The 20,026-nt window shown below is 70.2% G+C and carries 17 protein-coding genes, 1 tRNA gene and 1 other RNA gene; 7 read left to right on the top strand and 12 right to left on the bottom strand.

Annotated features, from left to right (window positions below; genetic code table 11):
* Positions 1-7 precede the first annotated feature (7 nt).
* A complete protein-coding gene (locus AB0J93_RS14560) occupies positions 8-691 on the top strand; it encodes an SDR family oxidoreductase (protein ID WP_363922059.1) in 684 nt (227 codons plus the stop codon).
* A complete protein-coding gene (locus AB0J93_RS14555) occupies positions 688-1,746 on the top strand; it encodes a glycosyltransferase family 9 protein (RefSeq protein WP_363921849.1) in 1,059 nt (352 codons plus the stop codon). The genes AB0J93_RS14560 and AB0J93_RS14555 overlap by 4 nt, the downstream gene beginning before the upstream one ends.
* 459 nt (positions 1,747-2,205) lie before the next feature.
* On the opposite strand, the gene AB0J93_RS14550 is transcribed toward AB0J93_RS14555, so the two are convergent.
* Positions 2,206-2,278, bottom strand: a tRNA-Ala gene (locus AB0J93_RS14550).
* A 90-nt stretch (positions 2,279-2,368) separates the two neighbouring features.
* Positions 2,369-2,959 carry a YqgE/AlgH family protein gene (locus tag AB0J93_RS14545; RefSeq protein WP_363921847.1) on the bottom strand — a complete coding sequence of 197 codons (591 nt, stop codon included), beginning with the start codon at positions 2,957-2,959 and terminating at the stop codon, positions 2,369-2,371.
* 282 nt (positions 2,960-3,241) lie between these two features.
* Here AB0J93_RS14545 and mdlC point away from each other — a divergent pair, with 282 nt between their 5' ends.
* On the top strand, positions 3,242-4,837 hold the full coding sequence (gene mdlC / locus AB0J93_RS14540; protein ID WP_363921845.1) for a benzoylformate decarboxylase: 1,596 nt from the start codon (positions 3,242-3,244) through the stop codon (positions 4,835-4,837).
* A gap of 62 nt (positions 4,838-4,899) precedes the next feature.
* Here mdlC and AB0J93_RS14535 read toward each other — a convergent pair whose 3' ends face one another.
* The 8 genes from AB0J93_RS14535 to pruA form a co-directional block, all read right to left on the bottom strand.
* Complete coding sequence (locus tag AB0J93_RS14535) at positions 4,900-5,850, bottom strand: hypothetical protein (RefSeq protein ID WP_363921843.1); 951 nt, start codon at positions 5,848-5,850, stop codon at positions 4,900-4,902.
* Between the two features lie 89 nt (positions 5,851-5,939).
* Positions 5,940-6,315, bottom strand: a transfer-messenger RNA (tmRNA) gene (gene ssrA, locus AB0J93_RS14530).
* Positions 6,316-6,421: 106 nt separating this feature from the next.
* Positions 6,422-6,901: an SsrA-binding protein SmpB gene (gene smpB / locus AB0J93_RS14525; RefSeq protein ID WP_093406601.1), complete on the bottom strand. Its 480-nt coding sequence runs from the start codon at positions 6,899-6,901 to the stop codon at positions 6,422-6,424.
* Between the two features lie 132 nt (positions 6,902-7,033).
* Positions 7,034-7,909, bottom strand: coding sequence for a permease-like cell division protein FtsX (ftsX, locus tag AB0J93_RS14520; protein WP_363921840.1), 876 nt, complete (start codon positions 7,907-7,909; stop codon positions 7,034-7,036).
* Positions 7,910-7,976: 67 nt separating this feature from the next.
* Positions 7,977-8,657 carry a cell division ATP-binding protein FtsE gene (gene ftsE / locus AB0J93_RS14515; protein WP_093406596.1) on the bottom strand — a complete coding sequence of 227 codons (681 nt, stop codon included), beginning with the start codon at positions 8,655-8,657 and terminating at the stop codon, positions 7,977-7,979.
* Between the two features lie 118 nt (positions 8,658-8,775).
* Positions 8,776-9,897 carry a peptide chain release factor 2 gene (prfB, locus tag AB0J93_RS14510; protein ID WP_363921837.1) on the bottom strand — a complete coding sequence of 374 codons (1,122 nt, stop codon included), beginning with the start codon at positions 9,895-9,897 and terminating at the stop codon, positions 8,776-8,778.
* A gap of 196 nt (positions 9,898-10,093) precedes the next feature.
* Positions 10,094-10,609 carry a PadR family transcriptional regulator gene (locus tag AB0J93_RS14505; protein ID WP_363921835.1) on the bottom strand — a complete coding sequence of 172 codons (516 nt, stop codon included), beginning with the start codon at positions 10,607-10,609 and terminating at the stop codon, positions 10,094-10,096.
* A gap of 223 nt (positions 10,610-10,832) precedes the next feature.
* Entirely contained in the window at positions 10,833-12,461 is a 1,629-nt protein-coding gene (gene pruA / locus AB0J93_RS14500; RefSeq protein WP_363921833.1) for an L-glutamate gamma-semialdehyde dehydrogenase, read from the bottom strand.
* 283 nt (positions 12,462-12,744) lie between these two features.
* Between pruA and AB0J93_RS14495 the strand changes: the two genes are divergently transcribed.
* A complete protein-coding gene (locus AB0J93_RS14495; RefSeq protein ID WP_363921831.1) occupies positions 12,745-13,782 on the top strand; it encodes a hypothetical protein in 1,038 nt (345 codons plus the stop codon).
* A gap of 26 nt (positions 13,783-13,808) precedes the next feature.
* On the opposite strand, the gene AB0J93_RS14490 is transcribed toward AB0J93_RS14495, so the two are convergent.
* Positions 13,809-14,327, bottom strand: a complete 519-nt coding sequence (locus AB0J93_RS14490) for a hypothetical protein (RefSeq protein ID WP_363921828.1) — start codon at positions 14,325-14,327, stop codon at positions 13,809-13,811.
* A gap of 214 nt (positions 14,328-14,541) precedes the next feature.
* On the opposite strand from AB0J93_RS14490, the gene AB0J93_RS14485 reads away from it, so the two are divergent.
* Both AB0J93_RS14485 and AB0J93_RS14480 read left to right on the top strand, forming a co-directional pair.
* Positions 14,542-14,775: a helix-turn-helix domain-containing protein gene (locus AB0J93_RS14485; protein ID WP_363921826.1), complete on the top strand. Its 234-nt coding sequence runs from the start codon at positions 14,542-14,544 to the stop codon at positions 14,773-14,775.
* A 104-nt stretch (positions 14,776-14,879) separates the two neighbouring features.
* Positions 14,880-15,560 (top strand): Rv3235 family protein, encoded by a 681-nt coding sequence (locus AB0J93_RS14480; RefSeq protein ID WP_363921824.1) that lies wholly within the window; start codon positions 14,880-14,882, stop codon positions 15,558-15,560.
* Positions 15,561-15,716: 156 nt separating this feature from the next.
* Here AB0J93_RS14480 and secA read toward each other — a convergent pair whose 3' ends face one another.
* On the bottom strand, positions 15,717-18,644 hold the full coding sequence (gene secA / locus AB0J93_RS14475) for a preprotein translocase subunit SecA (protein WP_363921822.1): 2,928 nt from the start codon (positions 18,642-18,644) through the stop codon (positions 15,717-15,719).
* 169 nt (positions 18,645-18,813) lie between these two features.
* Between secA and AB0J93_RS14470 the strand changes: the two genes are divergently transcribed.
* Positions 18,814-19,959, top strand: coding sequence for a GNAT family N-acetyltransferase (locus AB0J93_RS14470; protein WP_363921820.1), 1,146 nt, complete (start codon positions 18,814-18,816; stop codon positions 19,957-19,959).
* Positions 19,960-20,026 lie beyond the last annotated feature (67 nt).

Genomic DNA, 20,026 nt, shown 5'->3' with positions numbered 1-20,026 from the left:
CAACCCGATGAACGGCAAGGCGATTCTGGTCACCGGCGGCGCCAGCGGACTCGGCGGCGCCGTCGTGACCGCACTGCACAAGGCTGACGCACGGCCGTATGTGCTGGACCGGCAGTCACCCGCCGACGGTGTGCCCTGGATCGAGTGCGACCTGGCCGACACCCGGGCCGCCGAACACGCCACCCGCCAGCTCATCGAGCAGGCCGGCGGACTGGACGGCGTTGTCACCGCCGCCGGCACCGACACTCCGGGCCGCCTCGCCGACGTCCCCGCCGAGACTTGGGAGCGCGTCGTAACCGTCGACCTGCTCGCCACCGCCGCAGTCATCCGCGCTGCCCTGCCCGCGCTGGAGCGCGCCCAGGGCACGGTGGTCACCGTCGCCTCCACGCTGGGCATCAAAGCGGTCAGCGACGCCACCGCCTACTGCGCCGCCAAGTTCGGCGTGGTCGGTTTCACCCGGGCTCTCGCCGCCGAACTGGCCGGCTCGGTCGGCGTCACCCTGCTCATCCCGGGAGGCATGCGAACCGCGTTCTTCGACGGCCGTGACGAGCAGTACCGGCCCGGGGCGGAGGCGGCACTCAACGATCCCACCCACGTCGCCGAGGCGGTGCTCTTCGCGTTGTCCCAACCAGCCGGTTGTGCGGTACGGGAGCTGGTCGTCTGCGCCGACAGGGAAAGCTCCTACCCGTGATCCTGGTGCTGCGGGCTCTCGGTATCGGCGATCTCGCCACCGCCGTGCCAGCCCTGCGTGCGCTGCGGGCGGCCGCCACGGACCGCCGGTTGGCACTGGCCGCACCGCGCTGGCTCGCCCCGATGCTCGACCTGATCGGCGGGATCGACCAGCTGATCGAGGTCGACGGGCTGGGACCATGTCGGTGGCCGCCGCTGTCGCCGGACTGGGCGGTGAATCTGCACGGGCGGGGGCCGCAGTCGCACCGGCTGTTGCGCACCGCCCGGCCCCGGCGGCTGATGGCGTTCGCGTGCGCCGAGGCGGAACACCACACCGGACCGGTGTGGCGGCCCGACGAACATGAGGTTCACCGCTGGTGCCGCCTGCTGGCCTGGTACGGCATCCCCGCAGACCCCAACAATCTGGCGCTGCGCCGACCACCACCGCAGGACCTGCCGGTCGGTGTGACAATCGTGCACCCCGGTGCGAAGGCTCCGCAGCGACGATGGCCGGTGGAACGGTTCGCCGCAGTAGCCCGGGAACTGACCCGTCGAGGGCACCGCGTCATCGTCACCGGGTCGACCGGCGAACGTGACCTCGCCGCCAAGGTCGCAGCCCGGGCCGAGCTGCCCGGTTCGGCCGTGCTCGCCGGCCGCACGGGGCTGGAGGAGCTTGCTGCCCTGGTCGCCCACGCCCGGCTGGTGGTCGCCGGCGATACCGGCATCGGTCACCTCGCCACCGCCTACGCCACCCCATCAGTACTGCTCTTCGGACCGGTGGCACCAGCACTTTGGGGGCCGCCCGCCAACCGCCCCTGGCACCACGCCCTCTGGGCCGGTCCGGTACCCACAGGCCAACCCCCGACGCACGTCGTCCCCCCGGCCCAGCCACGGCCAGCGACAACACCCGACTCGTCGGGACCGGCCCCGCCGCCGGACCGGAAACCACACGCGCCGGCGGCCGACACTCACCCGGCGTTGACGGCGCTTCGCGTGGCGCAGGTCCTGACGGCTGTCGAGGAAGTCGAACAGGCCGCGCGTGTCGGTCAATCAACAGGTGATTGGCTAGGGGTTTGAGCCCCTTCGAGCGATCAAGACCGACAGGGATCGACCCGGCGTTACGGATGGATTCGCAGGGCGGCACGGTCCGTCCAAACCGTTTCCGACGCCCCGCACTGTGCCTCAATCGCGCCGACGATCGCTGAGCCTCGGGTCCTCAATCCGCGCGACTCGCACCCCGGCCTGTTACCCGCCGGGCACCATGCGGGCACGCCAGCACATCGATCGTGCCGCATCTGACGGTACGTGCCGGCACTCGAGTACCACACGGTTTTGCGCCCCACATTCCGCCCCGACAACGCCCCGACAGCCAAAGCAGTAGAAAGATCCCTGGCCAGAGACCGTTTCTGACGAAGTCTCAACACCCGTCGTCGAAGTGCAGTGTGGGGCGCTGCGTGACCATTGCTGTGACCACGAGATCACAAACAATCGACGCCAGTCGATGACTGACGCCGATTGACCTGCATAAACGCGAGGTGGAGCCGAGGGGACTCGAACCCCTGACCCCCACACTGCCAGTGTGGTGCGCTACCAGCTGCGCCACGGCCCCTTGCTGTCGCACCCGGTCGCCCGGGCACTGGAAGAACTATACACACGCCCGCCGGCATGGTCATCTCGCGGGGGTGCCCGCGGCGACCGGTCAGTTCAGTGCCACGTCCGGCGGGAAGTGCGCGACCGCGGCCATCATGCCGCCCTGTCGGCGCAGCACCATCGGCCACAGGTCGTCGGGCCGGTCGACGAACGCGTCACCGGGCAGTGCGTCGAGCAGAAACCAGGAACCGTCCTCGATCTCCTGCTCCAGTTGGCCGGTGCCCCAGCCCGCGTACCCGGCGAAGACCCGGATGCTCTGCACGTTCTCCCGGAGCCGCTGCGGGTCGACCGACAGGTCGAGCGTGCCCACCGCGCCGGAGACCTGATGGAAGCCTTTGAGGCGGCGCACCGGTGGCCGCATCCGGGCCAGGCAGATCGCGGAGTCGGGCTGCACGGGGCCGCCCTCGAACAGGACCGCCGGGTGGCGGGCCAGGTCTCCCCAGTCGCGCAGCACGTCCGCCACCGGCACCTCGGTGGCCCGGTTGAGCACCACACCGAGCGCGCCACCGGGCTCGTGCGCGACCAGCAGCACGACCGTACGGTCGAAGTTCGGGTCCTTCAGCGCCGGTGTCGCCACCAGCAGCTTTCCGGTCATCGACTCCGTCGCCCGCCCGCCGATCGCCTGCCCCTCTCCCTGCATCACGCGCACCCGTCAGTCGTGCACGGAAAGGCGGAACCGGTGACACTCATCGACGGTGGGCCCAACCGGTGACATCCGCGCTGTCATCGCCATGCCTGGCACCATAGCTTGCGCCCCCGATCCAGGCGAAGGTCTGACAGTCGGGTGATCGACAGACGGTCGGACGGGCCGGGCAACGCGTCACCACCGGCGTGACGGCGGCCGGGTGCCGGCAGGAAGCCGACGCCGGAGCAGCGGCGAAATGCTCTTTACTCCCGAGTCGCCCCGATACATTCAGAAGCGATGGCAACGGTCCGCGACACCACCTACGACCTGCTCCGGGCTCTGGGCATGACCACCGTCTTCGGCAACCCCGGCTCCACCGAGGAGCCGTTCCTACACGCCTTCCCCGACGATTTCCACTATGTGCTCGCACTGCACGAGGCGTCGGCGGTGGGCATGGCCGATGGCTACGCGCAGGTCACCGGGGCACCGGCGCACGTCAACCTGCACACGGCACCGGGCACCGGAAACGCCATGGGCAACATCGTCACCGCCTGGCACAACCGGACCCCACTGATCGTCACCGCCGGCCAGCAGACCCGGGAGATGTTGCTGCTCGAACCCCGACTCACGGCCCGCCATCCCACCGAACTTCCCCAGCCCTACGTCAAGTGGGCCCACGAGCCGGTCCGGGCCCAGGACGTCCCTGCGGCGCTCATGCGGGCGTACGCGACCGCGGTCCAGCCGCCGACCGGGCCCGTCTTCCTCTCGCTTCCGCTTGACGACTGGGCGCAGCCCGCCGATCCACCTCCGCAGGCCCGCACGGTGGCCACCCGGTTCGCTCCCGACCCGGAGCGGCTGCGTCAGTTCGCCGCGGCATTGGCGACGAGCCGGTCGCCGGCCCTGGTGTTCGGGGCCGCCGTGGACCGGGCGGGTGCCTGGGAGGCCGGGGTCGCTCTCGCGGAGCGGCTGGTGGCCCCGGTCTGGTCGGCGCCCGCACCCGAGCGGACCGCCTTCCCCGAGAATCACCCGCATTTCCAGGGAGTGCTGCCCTTCGCGATCGGCCCGTTGGCCGACCAGCTCCGGGGACACGACACCGTGCTGGTGGTCGGCGCCCCGGTGTTCCGGTACTACCCGCACGTGCCCGGTGAGACGCTGCTGGACGGTGCCCGACTGCTGCACGTCACCGACGACCCCGAGGAGGCGGCCCGGGCACCGATCGGCGACAGCCTCCTCGGCGACGCCGGCCTCACCCTCGCCGCGCTGACCGACCTGATGCCACCGACGGACCGGTCGCCACCACCCGCCCGGCCCGTACCGTCGGCGGTGGAGGATTCGGTTCCGCTCAGCGCCGACGCGCTCTTCGCCGCACTGGCCCGGCACTGGCCCGCAGACGGGGTGCTGGTGCAGGAGTCTCCGTCCAACCTGTCGGCACTGCGTCGCCGGCTGCGGTTCGACACTCCCGGGTCGTACTTCACGATGGCCAGCGGTGGTCTCGGCTACGGCCTGCCGGCGGCCGTCGGCATCGCGCTGGCGCAGCGCGACACCGGCCGCCACCGGCCGGTGGTCGCGGTGATCGGCGACGGCTCGTTCCACTACTCGGTCCAGGCGCTCTGGACCGCCAGCCGGTTGCGGTTGCCGCTGGTGGTCGTCGTGCCGGTCAACCAGCAGTACGCGATCCTCAAGGCGTTCGCCGAACTCAAGCAGACGCCGGGGGTACCCGGGCTGGACCTGCCCGGCATCGACGTCACGGCGATAGCCCGCGGCTACGGGTGTGCCACCAGAGTCGTCGACAATCCCGATCAACTCGGCGAGGCGCTGGCCACGGCCCTGCGGGCCGATGGGCCGACGGTGCTGCCGGTGCCGATCCGCACCGATGTGCCGCCGATCCTCTGAACCCGTCGGCAGACGAGACGCGCCGGCGCCGGCCGACGCCGGCCCGGGACCGGACGGCGCGGTCAGCCCGCAGCGAAGCGCAGCGGCGTCGCGCTGACCACGTCGAGGACCGGACGGGCTCCCAGCGGTGCCCGCAGCGTCACCGCGACCGGTTCCAGCCTGAGCATGTCGTCGCAGACGCCGGTGCTCCGCACCACCGTGCCGCCGACCACGACCACGTGGTCGTGTTCCTGCACCAGCGGAGTGATCGCGGTGTCGCAGCTACCGACACCGAGCCGGAAGTTCAGCGTCGTACCGTCGACCGATCCGATGTCCTGCGCGCTGACCAGGTCCTGCGGGGCGGGCGCGGACGGCGCGACCGGCTCGGGCAGGGCACCGACGGCGTCGGGTGCGACCGCGACCCGGGCCACCACGGCGCCGATCTCCTCGACGGTGAACAGCCACGCCGGCACCTGCGCCTCGCCCCGGCTGGTGCGCACTGGCGCGGAACCCAGTTCGACGTTTGTGACGGTGAGCGGGATGCAGGCGGCCTGCGGCTCGCTACTCACCGGGGCGTCCGGCCCGTCCGGCGGATTGGCCGGTGGTGGCGTACCCGGGTCCTTCGGTCGCCCGGCACAGGGCGGCGGATCGCCCTGGTCGAGCTGCCGGTACGCCTCAGTCGCGGTGATCAGTGGCACCCGCAGTTCGGCGTCGGAGAAGCGGATGGTGCCGTCGTCCGGCCGCCCGGGCGGCAACGGCACCTGCTCCCGGTACCAGCCGGCCTGGAAGGCGAGCTTGGTCTCGTCGGTGAACTCGGGGTCGCCGACGAGCACCGTGGGCTCCTGGAGCGGCACGTAGCCGGTGGTCCACGCCGCACCTGGGCGCCACGCCTGCGCGACCTCGGTCGCCCGCTGCCCGAACGCCTCGTGCCGGTCGGTCGGGATGCCCGGTCCGGTCGGTTCGCTGCCGACCGGGGCGCAACCGGCAGCCGTCATCAGCAGTGGCAGGCCCAACAGGGCGAGGATGCGGCGCATACCGATCTGACGACAGGGCTCCCCGGCTGGTTCCCAGGGCGGGTAGACGACTGCGCGCCCCGGTCGGGTGACCGGGGCGCGCAGTCAGGTGGTGGAGGTGCCGGGAATCGAACCCGGGTCCTTCGCCGCCTTGTCAGGGCTTCTCCGAGCGCAGCTCGCTGTGCCTCTACTCGGCCCCTCCGATCACGCGAGCGAGTCGGTGTGACGGGCCCAGTCGCTGATTGATCTCGCCGCACGGACCCCGCGACCGGGTCCGGTTGGCCAGCCTTCTAGCTGATGCCGGCTAACTGGGTCGAAGGCGCTCCCAGGCCGACAGACTTGCTACTCGCCTCAGGCGGCGAGAGCGAAGTCAGCGCGATTGTTCTTGGCGCTTATTGGTTTCCGACGAACGATTCTCGAGACGACGTCGGCTTCCTCGGCTCGCTTCCCCTGCCGCAACGTACGAAGTCGAAACCAGTCACCCCCTCGACAGGCCGCCGATCTCCGGCGGCTTCGACAAGCGTAACGCCTGCCGCAACCGGATTCATCCCGAGCCCGGAGCGACGCTCCGATACGGGACAATCCAGACAAATCAGTCGTTCATTCCTTTACCTCGTCGACCCACCGCCCGTTGAATCTCCCGGTCGGCGTCCCGCTTGGCGAGGTCCTGGCGCTTGTCGTACGCCTTCTTACCCTTGGCGAGGCCGATCTCCACCTTGGCCCAGCCGTCGGAGAAGTAGACCTGGAGCGGCACCAGGGTCAGCCCGCTCTCCCGGAGCTTGCCGATCAGCCGGTCGATCTCCAGTCGCTTGAGCAGCAGTTTCCGGGTACGCCGGGGTTCGTGGTTGGTCCAGGTGCCCTGCACGTACTCGGGGATGTGCATGCTGTGCAGGTAGAGCTCGCCGTCCCGCTCCTGCGCGAACGCGTCGACAAGCGAGGCCCGCCCGGCCCGCAGCGACTTCACTTCGGTGCCGGTCAGCGCCATGCCCGCCTCGTACGTGTCGAGGATGGCGTAGTCGTGACGCGCCTTCTTGTTGGAGGCGACGACCTTGCGCCCCTTCTCCCGTGGCATCGCCGCGCCACCTCCCTTTCGTTGCCGCCCGTGGCCGGCCTGGCCGGCCGCAGAGCGGAGATCATGCTACCCGAACGACAAGGGCCCTCCCGCGCCGTTTATTCCGGCGTGGAAGGGCCCTTGGTCGACGAACTAGACCCGCAGGTAGAAGCGGAGCGTGACCCAGGCGGTGACCGCACTGATCAGGCCGCCGACGCCGGCCATCACCGGGAAGGTGAGGAACACCTCGCCCCAACTGACCGGCGCGAAGAGCCCCTGTAGGGCGCTTAGCGCACCGTCGAAGAGGAACACCTTGAGCGCGATCAGGGCGCCGAGGCCCAGGATCGAGCCGATCAGGCCGGCGACCACCGCCTCCAGGACGAACGGCGCCTGGATGAACCAGTTCGACGCGCCGACCAGCTTCATGACCGCGACCTCACGCCGCTTGCTGTACGCGGCGACCTGGATGGTGTTGGCGACCAGCAGCAGTGCGGCGATCGCCATCGCGACCGCGGCGACCAGCGCGATGTTCTGGCCGGCGGTGAAGAGGTTGAAGATCTTGTCGAGCACCTGACTCTGGTCGACGACCTGGTCGACCCCCTCGACCGAGGTGTACTGGTCGGAGATGGTCTTGTACTCCTCCGGGTTCACCAGCTTGAGCCGGTACGACTCCGGAAGTTGGTCCGCCTTGACCGCGCTGAGCAGGTCCGGCGAGTCCCGGAACATCTCCTGGAAGCGCTGGAAGGCCTCGTCCTTGTTGACGTACGTGACCTGTGAGACCAGCGGGTCGGACTCCAACTGCGTGGCGAGCGCGCTGCGCTGCTCGTCCGTCACCTCGGCGTTCAGGAAGATCGAGACCTCGATGTTCTCGAAGTACAGCTGCTTCATGTCGGCGACCTTGGTGTAGATCAGGCCGCTGGCACCGAGCATGGTCAGCGAGACCGCCATCGTGATGATCATCGCGACGGTCATGGTCACGTTGCGCCACAGTCCGACCAGTACCTCGGACATGACGTATTTCATCCGCATCGGGATTTCCTCCGGCTCTCCGGCGTGAGGTGTTCGTCGTCAGATCGGGGTGCGGTGGGTAGGGCCGTCACCCGTAGACGCCGCGGGCCTGGTCGCGAACGATGCGGCCGCTCTCGATCTCGATGACGCGGCGGCGCATCTGGTTCACGATGTTGGAGTCGTGCGTGACCATCACGACGGTGGTGCCGGTGCGGTTGATCCGGTCCAGCAGGCGCATGATCTCGATCGAGGTGTCCGGGTCCAGGTTTCCGGTCGGCTCGTCCGCCAGCAGGATCAGCGGACGGTTCACGAACGCCCGGGCGACCGCCACGCGCTGCTGCTCACCACCGGAGAGCTCGTGCGGGTAGCGGTGCTCCTTGCCGCCGAGGCCGACCAGTTCCAGCACCTCCGGCACGACCCGGCGGGCCACCGCCTTGGTCTTGCCGATCACCTCCAGCGCGAAGGCCACGTTCTCGTACGCGGTGCGGTTGGGCAGCAGCCGGAAGTCCTGGAAGACGCAGCCGATCGAGCGGCGGAAGTGCGGGCGCTTCCAGGACCGCATCGACGTGACGTCCTTGCCGTTGACGACGACGCGTCCCTTGTTGGGGACCACCTCGTGCAGCAGCATCTTGACGATGGTCGACTTGCCGGAGCCGGATGGGCCGATGAAGAAGACGAACTCGCCCTTGTCGATCGACACGGACACGTTGTCGAGCGAAGGCCGCGACGCCTTCGGGTACGTCTTCGTCACTTGCTCAAGCTGAATCACGGGTGGTGAGTCTACGCCGTGTAACTGTCGTGCCAAGTCCCACGCCCCGCCGTTGCGGAGCAAGTCATCAAATCAGCACGTCAAGTAGAGATCCACGGCGCGCTCCGCCCACGATCGGTCACGCACGGTCGCCGGCCAGTTGCTGCTGCTTGCGCCACCGGATGCCCGCCTCGATGAAGGAGTCCAGGTCACCGTCGAAGACGGAACTCGGGTTGCCGGTCTCCTGCTCGGTCCGCAGATCCTTCACCATCTGATAGGGGTGCAGCACGTACGAACGCATCTGGTCGCCCCAGGAGCCGGCGGCGTCGGTCTTGAGCCCCTGGAGCTTGGCCTGCTCCTCCTGGCGCTTGCGCTCCAGCAGCCGGGCCTGGAGCACACGCAGCGCGGAGGCCTTGTTCTGCAACTGCGACTTCTCGTTCTGACAGGTCACCACGATGCCGGTCGGGACGTGGGTGATCCGTACCGCCGAGTCGGTGGTGTTGACGCTCTGCCCGCCCGGGCCCGAGGAGCGGTAGACGTCGATCCGCATCTCGTTCTCGGGGATGTCGATGTGGTCGGTCTGCTCCACCACCGGCAGCACCTCGACCCCGGCGAAGCTTGTCTGCCGCCGCCCCTGGTTGTCGAACGGGCTGATCCGCACCAGCCGGTGGGTGCCGGACTCCACGCTGAGCGTGCCGTACGCGTACGGGACCTTGACCGTGAAGGTGGCCGACTTCAGGCCGGCCTCCTCGGCGTACGAGGTCTCGTAGACCTCGGTCGGGTAGCCGTGCCGCTCGGCCCAGCGAAGGTACATCCGCAGCAGCATCTCGGCGAAGTCGGCCGCGTCCACACCGCCGGCACCCGCCCGGATGGCCACCAGCGCCTCCCGGGAGTCGTACTCACCGGACAGGAGCGTGCGGACCTCCATCTCCTGGATGGCCTTGGTCAGCCCGGCGATCTCGGTCTCGACCTCGGTGAGTACCCCCGAGTCGGACTCCGCCTCGGCCAGTTCCAACAGCACGTGCGCGTCGTCCAGCCGAGAACGCAGGCTGCCGAGCTTGTCGATCTCGCCGTTGACGTACGACAGCTGCGAGGTCACCTGCTGGGCGCGGGCCTGGTCGTCCCAGAGGTCCGGGGCGGACGCCTCCTGCTCCAGGCGGGCCTTGTCCGCGCGGAGACGGTCGAGGTCGAGCACCGCCTCGATGTTGCGCAGGGTGGCGTCGAGTTCCTTGAGCTGTTCGGAGAAGTCGGCAGCGGTCACGACAGACAAGGGTACTGCTCGGACGAGGAGTGAGCTTGCGAGCCCCGCAGACCGAGCCAAAACAAACCCAGCTCGGACGAGGAGTGAGCTTGCGAGCCCCGCAGACCGAGCCAAAACAAACCCAGCTCGGACGAGGAGTGAGCTTGCGAGCCCCGCAGATTGAGCCCAGACGAGCCCAGCTCGGGCCGGCGTGCGGTCAGCTGGCGGCGGCGCTCTTGAGCCAGGACAGGGCGGCACGGTGGTACGCCACGGCGAACTCCAGCGCGCTCGCGTCGTACGTGTCGCCTTCCTTCTTGGCGTTCTTGACCTGCTCGCGGACCCGGGCCAGCGCGTCGGTGTGGTACTCGTTGGCTGCGGCCTGGAGGTTCTTCAGCTGGTTCGGGGAGTGCAGGTTCCCGAAGGCGATGCGCAGGGCGATCGGGTTGCGGATGGTGTCCCGCCCGGGATCCTCGGCCAGCCAGCGGGAAAATGTCCGTTTTCCGGCTGCCGTGATCGCGTACGGCTGACTCATCCGCGGCCCGGGCTTACCCAACCGGACGAAACCTCGCTCGGCCAGCACCGGCAACTCCCGGTAGACCTGGCTTCGGGTCATCGACCAGTACGGCGCCAGTCGGCGCTCGGCGGCGGCCATCAACTGGCCACCTGTCATGGGACCCTCGTGGAGCAGCCCGAGCAGGGCCGCCGCCGTGGGGTTCACTCCGGATTCCGCCATGCCCCTTACGCTGCCACTTTGCCGGGCCGGCGTCCAGGATTTCCCCTTTTCGCCACCGATTGGGGCTTCCTATGTGCACTGTCGGCGCGCGACCGTCCACCCACGCCGGGCCGGCCGGCGTCACCCCCGGCCGCCCCCGGCCCGGCTCAGCGGGCGCGGGGTCGACAAGGGCCCCTCCTGTCACACCTTGCTCGGCGTCGGTCCAGGGCTGGTCGTTACATCTTCAGCCCATGTGGGGGTAGGTGTGGTCGGTCGGGGGGACGAAGGTTTCCTTGATCGTCCGGGGGGACATCCAGCGGACCAGGTTGTGCCAGGATCCCGCCTTGTCGTTGGTGCCGCTGGCCCGGGCACCGCCGAACGGCTGCTGACCGACGACGGCGCCGGTCGGCTTGTCGTTGATGTAGAAGTTGCCGGCCGCGTACCGCATCTTCTCGGCCACCGCGTCGACCACCCGCCGGTCGGTGGCGAAGATCGACCCGGTGAGTGCGTACGGGGCGATGGCCTCGGCCTGCGTGACCACCTCGTCGAAGCGGGCGTCGTCGAACACGTGCACGCCGAGGATGGGGCCGAAGTACTCGGTGGTGAACGTCTCGTGTGCCGGGTCGCCGCACTCGAAGATCGTCGGGCGGACGAACCAGCCGACCGAGTCGTCGGCGGTGCCACCGGCGATGATCCGGCAGCTGTCGTCGGTGGTGATCAGCTCCAGTGCGGCGGTGTGCCGGGAGTACGCCTTGTCGTCGATGACCGCGCCGCCGAAGTTGCGGAAATCGGTGACGTCGCCGTAGGCCAGCCCGTCGGCGGTCGCGGCCAGCCGGTCACGCAGGCCACCCTCCCAGAGGGAGCGCGGGACGTACGCGCGGGAGGCCGCCGAGCACTTCTGTCCCTGGTACTCGAAGGCGCCCCGGATCAGCGCCGTGTGCAGCGCGTCGACGTCGGCGCTGGAGTGCGCGACCACGAAGTCCTTGCCCCCGGTCTCGCCGACCAGCCTGGGGTAGCCCCGGTAGCCGGCGATGTTCTCCCCGACCGTGCGCCAGAGGTGCTGGAAGACCTTGGTGGACCCGGTGAAGTGGATGCCGGCCAGGTCGGGGTCGGCCAGCACCACGTCGGAGACCTCTTCGCCCCGCCCGGTCACCATGTTGAGCACACCGGGCGGCAGGCCGGCCGCTTCGAACAGGCGCATGGTGAAGTGTGCGGCGAACTGCTGGGTCGGGCCCGGCTTCCACACCACCGTGTTGCCGAGCAGGGCCGGCGCCGACGGCAGGTTGCCGGCGATGGCGGTGAAGTTGAACGGGGTGACCGCGTAGACGAAGCCCTCCAGCGGCCGGTGGTCGAAGCGGTTCCACACGCCGGGCGACGACATCGGCTGCTCGGCCAGCAGTTTGCGGGCGAAGTGCACGTTGAATCGCAGGAAGTCGATGAACTCGCAGGCCGCGTCGATCTCGGCCTGCACGGCCGTCTTCGACTGGCCCAGCATGGTGGCCGCGTTCAGGGTGTCCCGCCAGGGGCCGGAGAGCAGCTCGGCGGCGCGCAGGAAGATCGCGGCGCGCTCCTCGAAGGGCAGCGCGCGCCAGTCCGGCGCGGCGTCCTTGGCGGCCTTGACCGCCGCCCGCGCGTCGTCGTGGGTGGCGTGCCCGGTGACCCCGAGCACGTGCGCGTGCCGGTGCGGCTGCACCACCTGGATCGGCTCGCCGCCGGCCATCCGCTGTTCGCCCGCGATGGTCATCGGCAGGTCGATGCGCTCAGCGGCCAGCTCGGTGAGCCTGCGCTGGAGACGTTCGCGGTCGGTGCTGCCCGGCTCATAGCTGCGCACCGGCTCGTTACGCGGCTCGGGTACGGAGAACACGGCGTCCATCAGGGCTCCTGGCGATCTCGACGGCGGTGGCGAAACCGGCCCCGCGGTGGCGGGACCTGCGCCAATCCTCCCACGGCCGGCGTCGGTCGAGCACACCCCGGCCGCCGGTAGGCCAACGATCAGGAGGCATTTCACGTCCACCGGAACCGATTCGTACCCGAACGAGATACCTGACCGAAGAAATGCAGGCCGTGCAGGCTTCGGGCGCACGCCTGTTCCGGACGCGTACGCTGGGTTGCCGTGACGGTCCGGCCCGGTCGGGCCCGGCGGTGAGAGGGAGACCATGAGCAACGAGCCCGGTGGGCCGACCGCCGCGCGGCCCGACCAGTCCGACACCGTCGACCCGCGCGCGGACGACCGGTCCGCGGCCACCGGCCCCGACGCGGACGACCAGTCCGAGGCTGCCGGCGACCACTCCGGGGCCGGCCGTCCCGCACCCGCGCCGGGAGCGACGGTGCTGGCGTTGCTGGCCGCCGGCTGGCTGGCCGCGATGCTCTGGTCGACCCGGGAGGCGATCAGTTCGGCGACGGCCGGTGTCACCGCGGTCAGTCTCTCCGCCTTCGCGCTGCCCGGCGTGATCTCGGCCGCGCTGGTGGCCGGTGCCGCCGTCGGGCTGGCGGCCGGCGAGCCGGTTGCCCGCCGGACCGAACGGGTGACCCTGCGCTTCGCGGTGGCGATCGGCGCCGGCCTGCTCGTCGGGCTGCTCGCCGCGCTCGCGATCGACCTCACCTACGCGGGTGACGTCACCACCCGCACGATCGCCGGCACCACGGCCGCCGCGGCCGTCATCGGCGGCGCGCTCGCCGGGGCCCGTAACGGTGCGGTGGTGGGTGCCGTGGCCGCCGCCGCGCTGGGCACCCTGGTCTTCGTGGTGGCCTTCAGCGTGGCCCGGGATCCGCTGTTCAATCTCTTCGGTGCCGGTGACAGCCAGCAGTCGCTTGTCAACGCGGCCAGTTGGGTCTCCCGGACCGAGTCCCTGCTGGCCGGGCTCATCGCCGGTGGGCTGGCCTTCGGCTACCTCACCTGGGCACGGCGGCGAGTCGTACGCGACGGCGGCGAGGCTGGACCGCGCTGGCCGGCGTACCTGGTGGCGGGCGCGGGACCGGGACTCCTCCTCCTGCTCACCGAGGTGATCATCCGGATCGGTGGGCGTTCGCTGATCGACCTGGCCGCCGCACTCAGCGAGGCGGACGCGGTCGCGCAGACCTCACTCGGTACCTCACGGGTGGACAACGCCATCTGGGTGCTGTTCGTCGGCGCGCTGACCGCCGTGGTCAGTTTCGGCCGTACGCTCAGTTCACCGGCCGACGACGAGGCGTAGTCGGCCGCCGGTGACCCGGACGGCGGTCAGCCTTCCGTGGCGGTGGCGCGCAGCAGCGACTCCAGTTCGCTGGGGTCGTACCACTCCAGTTCATGGTCCTCGGCACCGTCGACGGTGAACTGGGCGTCGGGGTCGCCGGCCAACGCCTCCAGTACCACCTGGACGGCGGCGGCGACGTCGGCGGCGGCGTCCATCCCGTCCACGTGCACGGCCGCGACGGCCGCGACCGGCACCGGGGCCTGCAACTCCACCACGCTGGAGCCCAGTTCCCCGTCGCCCCGACCGATCGCCGTCGCGGGCAGGTCCGCCGACACGACCACCCGTCGACGCGGCGCGGCCGGGTCGTGACGGATCAGTTGCAGGGCGTCCTGGGCGGCGCGGGTGAAGGCGACGTACTCCAACTCCTCCTCGTCGCCTTCCGCGTACCACTCGCGTAGCGTCGGGGTCACCGCGTGCGCCTGCGCCGCGGCGAGCCCGTGCTCCGGCAGCCTGGCCAGCATCGGCACGGTCGCCGGCACGTAGACCCGGACAAGCTCGTCGGTCACCGTGGTTTCCCCCGCTCTGCTCCGGCCGGCGACGACACGCCGGGCCCCGGCGTACGGCCCTGCCCGTCCGCCCTGACCGTCATACACCCCGTATCGCCTTCGTGGAAGTTCCGGCGATGGGCCGGTGTGTCCCGCCGGCCGACGAAACCGGATTGGTCGGGAGGCGGCGGCCGGTGGCAAACTGAGGCGAACGACGTCAACCCGGGGAGTTCCGGTGGAACCGAGGTTCCTGCTCCTGTCCGACGTGGCCACCGAGCTGAACGTGTCGGATTCGCAGGTCTACCACATGGTACGCAGTGGCGAGCTGCCCGCGATCAAGATCGGCGGCCGGGGGCAGTGGCGGGTGGAGCGGGCCCGCCTGGAGGAGTACATCCAGCGCAAGTACGCCGAAACCGCCGATTGGGTACGCGATAACCCGCTGGCGGAACGCGACCCCGACGAACGGTAGGACCACCACCACGGCATTGACCGCTGGCTCTGCCATGCCCGACAATCAAAGCTATCGAAAGCAAACGAAGGCAAACGCAAGCTTTGATGGCAGGGGGCAGCGCGATGACCGACCTCCGGCGGCCCGGGCCGGCGCGCCCACCCGTGCGGCTGCGGCCGGCGCCCGCCTTCGAGCCGCCCTCCGTCGACGAGGACACCACCGGTTGGCCACGACCGGCCGACGGCCAGCTCGCCCTCGACCTCTTCGCCACCGGCGGGCAGTGGCCCGACGGCCGTGGCCCGGACCGGTCGCCGCTGCCGTGGGCGGCCTCGCGCTCCGGCAGCCGACCGGTCACGCCCGGCGTGCCGTGGTCGGGTGAGTCCGGCCGGCCCACCGGATCCGGCCCGGCGGGGCCCCGCCACGCTCCGGCCCGGCACCTGCCGGCCGGGGCCCTGACCACAGCCACCCCGGCGGCCACCCGGGTCGCCCACCGCTTCGTCGCCACCTGCCTGGAGGTGTTCAACGGCTTCCGGCCACCGGTGCAGCTACGGCGTCAACTCGACCCGGCGCGGGCCGCCGCGCTGCTGCCCGAGCTCGCCCGCGCCACCGCACACGCGGCACCGGCTCGACGGCGCTCGGCGCGCCCCGGGGTGCGGCTGCGACGACTGCGCGTCTGCGAGCCTCGCCCCACCGCCATCGAGGCCGCCGCCGTGCTCACCGGCGCCGGTGGTCGTAGCTGGGCGATGGCGCTGCGCCTGGAGCAGCGGCGCGGCAACTGGCTCTGCACCGACCTGCGGGTCCTCTGACCTCGCCGCTCCGACCGGAACACCGCTCCCCCGACCGGCCCCACCGCCACGGGAGCCCGGACGAGATCGCGCCCGAATCCTGAGTTGGTGGCCGTGTTCGCTGAGCGAGGCCACTCGATCCAGGATCGGGCGCGATCTTCCGGAGCCGGGCGATTCCTAGCCGGCCGAGGTGCCGCCGGGAGCACCGTGGCAGCGCTTGTACTTGCGACCCGAGCCACAGGGGCACGGCGCGTTACGGGACGGTCCGTTGCTGGCGGTCGCCTGCCCCGGTGCGGGCTGGCGGGCGTTGCCGACCGGGACCCCCGGACCGCGCAGGCCGCCGGCCGGGCGCTGCGGCGCGGTCGGTGCCGTGCGCCCCGGCGCCGCCGGGGCGGCCTGGTCCGGACGGCCGATGCCGAGCGCGGGAGCCCGCTGCTCCTCCCGCTGCACGGCGACGCCACCGGCACCGGCCTCGCCGTCGATGGTCGGCGCGGAGTACTGAAGCCCCTGCTGCTGCGGCGCACGACCCAGGCCCTTGGCCCGGATCTCCACCGGCTTCTCCAGCAGCTGGACCTCCTCGGCCTCCGGCTCCGGCTCGTTGACCTGCACCTCGAGGTTGTAGAGGAAGCCGACAGTCTCCTCCTTGATGCCGTCCATCATGGTGGCGAACATGTCGAAGCCCTCGCGCTGGTACTCCACCACCGGGTCACGCTGGGCGTACGCGCGCAGCGAGATGCCCTCCTGGAGGTAGTCCATCTCGTAGAGGTGCTCACGCCACTTGCGGTCGATGACCTGGAGCAGCACCATCCGTTCCAGTTGCCGGGTGCCCTCGGCGCCGAGTTGCTCCTCACGCCGGTCGTACGCGGCGTTCGCGTCCTCCTTGAGCCGGGCGAGCAGGAAGTCGGCGTCGATACTGGCCCGGGACCCGCCGGCCTCCTCCTCCAGCTCCTCGATGGTGATGCCCACCGGGTAGAGCTGCTTGAGGCTGGACCACAACTGCTCGAAATCCCAGTCCTCGGCGTAGCCGTCCGAGGTGGCCCCCCGCACGTACGCCTCGATGGTGTCGTTGATCATGTTGCGTACCTGGTCGGAGAGATCCTCGCCGTTGAGTACGCGCAGCCGCTCGGCGTAGATCACCTGGCGCTGCTTGTTCATGACCTCGTCGTACTTGAGGACGTTCTTGCGGATCTCGGCGTTCTGCCCCTCGATCTGAGCCTGGGCGCTCTTGATCTGGCGGGTGACCATCTTCGACTCGATGGGCACGTCCTCCGGGATGTTGAAGCGGTCCATGACCGCCTCCACCGCACCGGAGCGGAACCGCTTCATCAGCTCGTCCTGCAGCGAGAGGTAGAACCGGGACTCGCCCGGGTCGCCCTGCCGGCCGGACCGGCCACGAAGCTGGTTGTCGATCCGTCGGGACTCGTGCCGCTCCGTGCCCAGCACGTAGAGCCCACCGGCGGCGGCGACCTCCTCGGCCTCCGCGTCGCAGGCCTGCTTCCACTGCGGCATGACCTCTTCGAGGGCCTTGTCGTACTCCTCGGCGTTCTCCAGCGGGTCCAGCCCGCGTTGGCGTAGCTCGTTGGCCGCGAGGAACTCGGGGTTGCCGCCGAGCAGGATGTCGGTGCCCCGGCCGGCCATGTTGGTGGCCACCGTGACCGCGCCCTTGCGACCGGCCTGGGCGACGATCTCCGCCTCGCGGGCGTGGAACTTCGCGTTCAGCACCGAGTGCGGGATGCCCCGGCGGCGCAGCAGCTGGGAGAGGATCTCGGAATTCTCCACGGAGACCGTGCCGACCAGCACCGGCTGACCTGCGTGGTGCCGCTCGGCGATGTCCTCGATCACCGCGTTGAACTTGGCCTGCTCGGTCTTGTAGATGACGTCGGCCCGGTCCTCGCGGATCATCGGCCGGTGGGTCGGGATGGTCACCACGCCGACCTTGTAGACCTTGTTGAACTCGCCCGCCTCGGTCTGCGCCGTACCGGTCATGCCGGCGAGCTTGTCGTAGAGGCGGAAGTAGTTCTGCAGGGTGATGGTGGCCAGGGTCTGGTTCTCCTGCTTGATCTCCACCCCCTCCTTGGCCTCGATCGCCTGGTGCATGCCCTCGTTGTAGCGGCGACCGTGCAGGATGCGGCCGGTGAACTCGTCGACGATCAGGACCTCGCCGTCGCTGACGATGTAGTCCTTGTCGCGCTTGTACAGCTCCTTGGCCTTGATCGCGTTGTTCAGGTAGCCGACCAGCGGAGTGTTCACCGACTCGTAGAGGTTGTCGATGCCGAGCCGGTCCTCCACCTTCGCCACGCCCCGCTCGGTGACCGCGATGGTGCGCTTGGCGTAGTCGACCTCGTAGTCACCCTCGCCGTCCTTGCCCGACTGGAGACGGGCCACCACGGCGGCGAACTCGCCGTACCAGCGGGCGGAGTGTTCGGCCGGGCCGGAGATGATCAGCGGGGTACGGGCCTCGTCGATCAGGATGGAGTCGACCTCGTCGACCACGGCGAAGTTGTGGCCGCGCTGGACCAGTTCGTCCTTCGACCAGGCCATGTTGTCGCGCAGGTAGTCGAAACCGAACTCGTTGTTCGTGCCGTAGGTGATGTCGCACTCGTACGCCGCGCGGTGCTCGACCGCCGGCCGGTTGGGCAGCACCACACCAACGGTCAGCCCGAGGAACTCGTGCACCCGCCCCATCCAGGCGGCGTCCCGCTGGGCCAGGTAGTCGTTCACCGTGACCACGTGCACGCCCTTGCCGGACAATGCGTTGAGATAGACCGGCATCACCGAGGTCAGGGTCTTGCCCTCACCGGTCTTCATCTCGGCGATGTTGCCGAAGTGCAACGCCGCGCCACCCATCACCTGCACGTCGTACGGCCGCTGGCCGAGCACCCGGGCCGCCGCCTCCCGGCAGACCGCGAACGCCTCAGGCAGCAGGTCGTCCAGGGTCTCGCCGTCGGCGAGGCGTTCCCTGAACTGCTCGGTCATGTCGCGCAGCTCGTCGTCGGTGAGGTTGACGTAGTCGTCCTCGATCGAGTTGACGGCGGCGGCGATCGCCTTGAGGCGGCGCACCATGCGCCCCTCGCCCGCACGGAGGACCTTTTCCAGAATCGACACGGATCAACGCTCCCCTAGACAGTCTCGAACCATCGTAGGCGTTCCATCGGGCCGATGGTCACTGGTGGCGGTGGTCGGCCGCCGCGAAACCGACATAACACTCCCCGCTCCCGTCCGCGTCCCGGTTATCCGGTTACGCCGTGCGCGAACGATCCGGCACGATGGCTCGGTGGAGCCCGTGGAGATCACCGAAGACGGTCTGCTGCTGCGGCCGTGGCGAGCGACCGACGCCGACGCCGTGCACCGCGCGTGCCAGGATCCGGACATCCAGCGCTGGACCACCGTACCTCGCCCGTACCGGCACGAACACGCGCAGAGCTTCGTCGCGGACCGGGCCCGCCAATGGGAACTCGGCACCGGCGCATCCTTCGCGGTCTGCGACGCCGCACGCGGCGAGGTGCTCGGCGCCTGCGGGTTGAACACCATCGACCGCAACCACGAACTCAGCGAGATCGGGTACTGGACCGCGCCGTGGGCGCGGGGCCAGCGGGTCGCCGTCCGGGCCCTCCGGGCCGTCGCCCGGTGGTCCTTCGACGAGCTGAAGCTGCGCCGGCTGCTCTGGGGCGCCCAGGTGGGCAACCACGCCTCCCGGCTGGTCGCTCTGCGGTCCGGTGTCCGGATCGAGGGGCGACTACGGGCCGCCGACCCAACCGGCGGCGCCCACGAGTGGTTCGGCTCGCTGCTGCCCGGCGACGTACCGGCGCCCGGTGAGGTCGGCCCGGCTGGTCCGGGCACCCTGGACGCCCGGCGCGCGGTCGTCTTCGGCCGGCCGCAACCGACCCTGTTCGCCACCACCGGCCCGCACGAGCTGAGCCTGCGCCCGATGGATGAGCGCGACCTCGACGCAATCGTCACCACCTGCCGGGATCCGGAGACGCTGCGCTGGACGACCGTGCCGGAGGGCTACACGCGGGCGGACGCCGAGGACTTCCTGCGGTTCGTGCGGGCCACCTGGGCCGCCGGCAGCAGCGCCAACTTCGTCTTCACCGACGCCGCGGACCGGTACGCCGGTTCGATCGATCTGCGACTGTCGGCCACCGATCCGCTGTTGGCCGACGTCGGCTTCATGACCGCGCCGCACGCCCGAGGGCGGGGCTACCAGCCGGCGGCGTTAGCGGCGCTCTGCGCCTGGGGCTTCACCACCCTCGGGCTGGCCCGGATCGAATGGCGGGCCAACGTCGGTAACGCCGCCTCCCGGCGAGCGGCCGAGAAGGCCGGTTTCGCGATGGAGGGCACCGCCCGCGGGGCCCTCAACCACCGCGGCACCCGGGTCGACGCCTGGGTCGGCGCACTGCTCGCGGAGGACCTGTCATGAGCGAGCGTCCGCGAGCGAATCATCAAAGCAGCGCCATGAACGCTCATGACGGCCCGCAGCGCAGCGA

This window comes from Micromonospora sp. NPDC049374, from assembly GCF_040677165.1.
Taxonomy (GTDB): Bacteria; Actinomycetota; Actinomycetes; order Mycobacteriales; family Micromonosporaceae; genus Micromonospora.
Note: the sequence above shows the minus strand (reverse complement) of the source record. Positions and strands in the feature narration are given on the sequence as shown.

Bases quoted from the DNA above. Each gene is read 5' to 3' on its own strand.
- AB0J93_RS14560 (WP_363922059.1), top strand. From the start codon at position 8: ATGAACGGCAAGGCGATTCTGGTCACCGGCGGCGCCAGCGGACTCGGC.
- AB0J93_RS14545 (WP_363921847.1), bottom strand. From the start codon at position 2,959: ATGCAGGGAGAGGGGCAGGCGATCGGCGGGCGGGCGACGGAGTCGATG.
- mdlC (WP_363921845.1), top strand. From the start codon at position 3,242: ATGGCAACGGTCCGCGACACCACCTACGACCTGCTCCGGGCTCTGGGC.
- AB0J93_RS14535 (WP_363921843.1), bottom strand. From the start codon at position 5,850: ATGCGCCGCATCCTCGCCCTGTTGGGCCTGCCACTGCTGATGACGGCT.
- smpB (WP_093406601.1), bottom strand. From the start codon at position 6,901: ATGCCACGGGAGAAGGGGCGCAAGGTCGTCGCCTCCAACAAGAAGGCG.
- ftsX (WP_363921840.1), bottom strand. From the start codon at position 7,909: ATGCGGATGAAATACGTCATGTCCGAGGTACTGGTCGGACTGTGGCGC.
- AB0J93_RS14505 (WP_363921835.1), bottom strand. From the start codon at position 10,609: ATGGCGGAATCCGGAGTGAACCCCACGGCGGCGGCCCTGCTCGGGCTG.
- pruA (WP_363921833.1), bottom strand. From the start codon at position 12,461: ATGGACGCCGTGTTCTCCGTACCCGAGCCGCGTAACGAGCCGGTGCGC.
- AB0J93_RS14495 (WP_363921831.1), top strand. From the start codon at position 12,745: ATGAGCAACGAGCCCGGTGGGCCGACCGCCGCGCGGCCCGACCAGTCC.
- AB0J93_RS14480 (WP_363921824.1), top strand. From the start codon at position 14,880: ATGACCGACCTCCGGCGGCCCGGGCCGGCGCGCCCACCCGTGCGGCTG.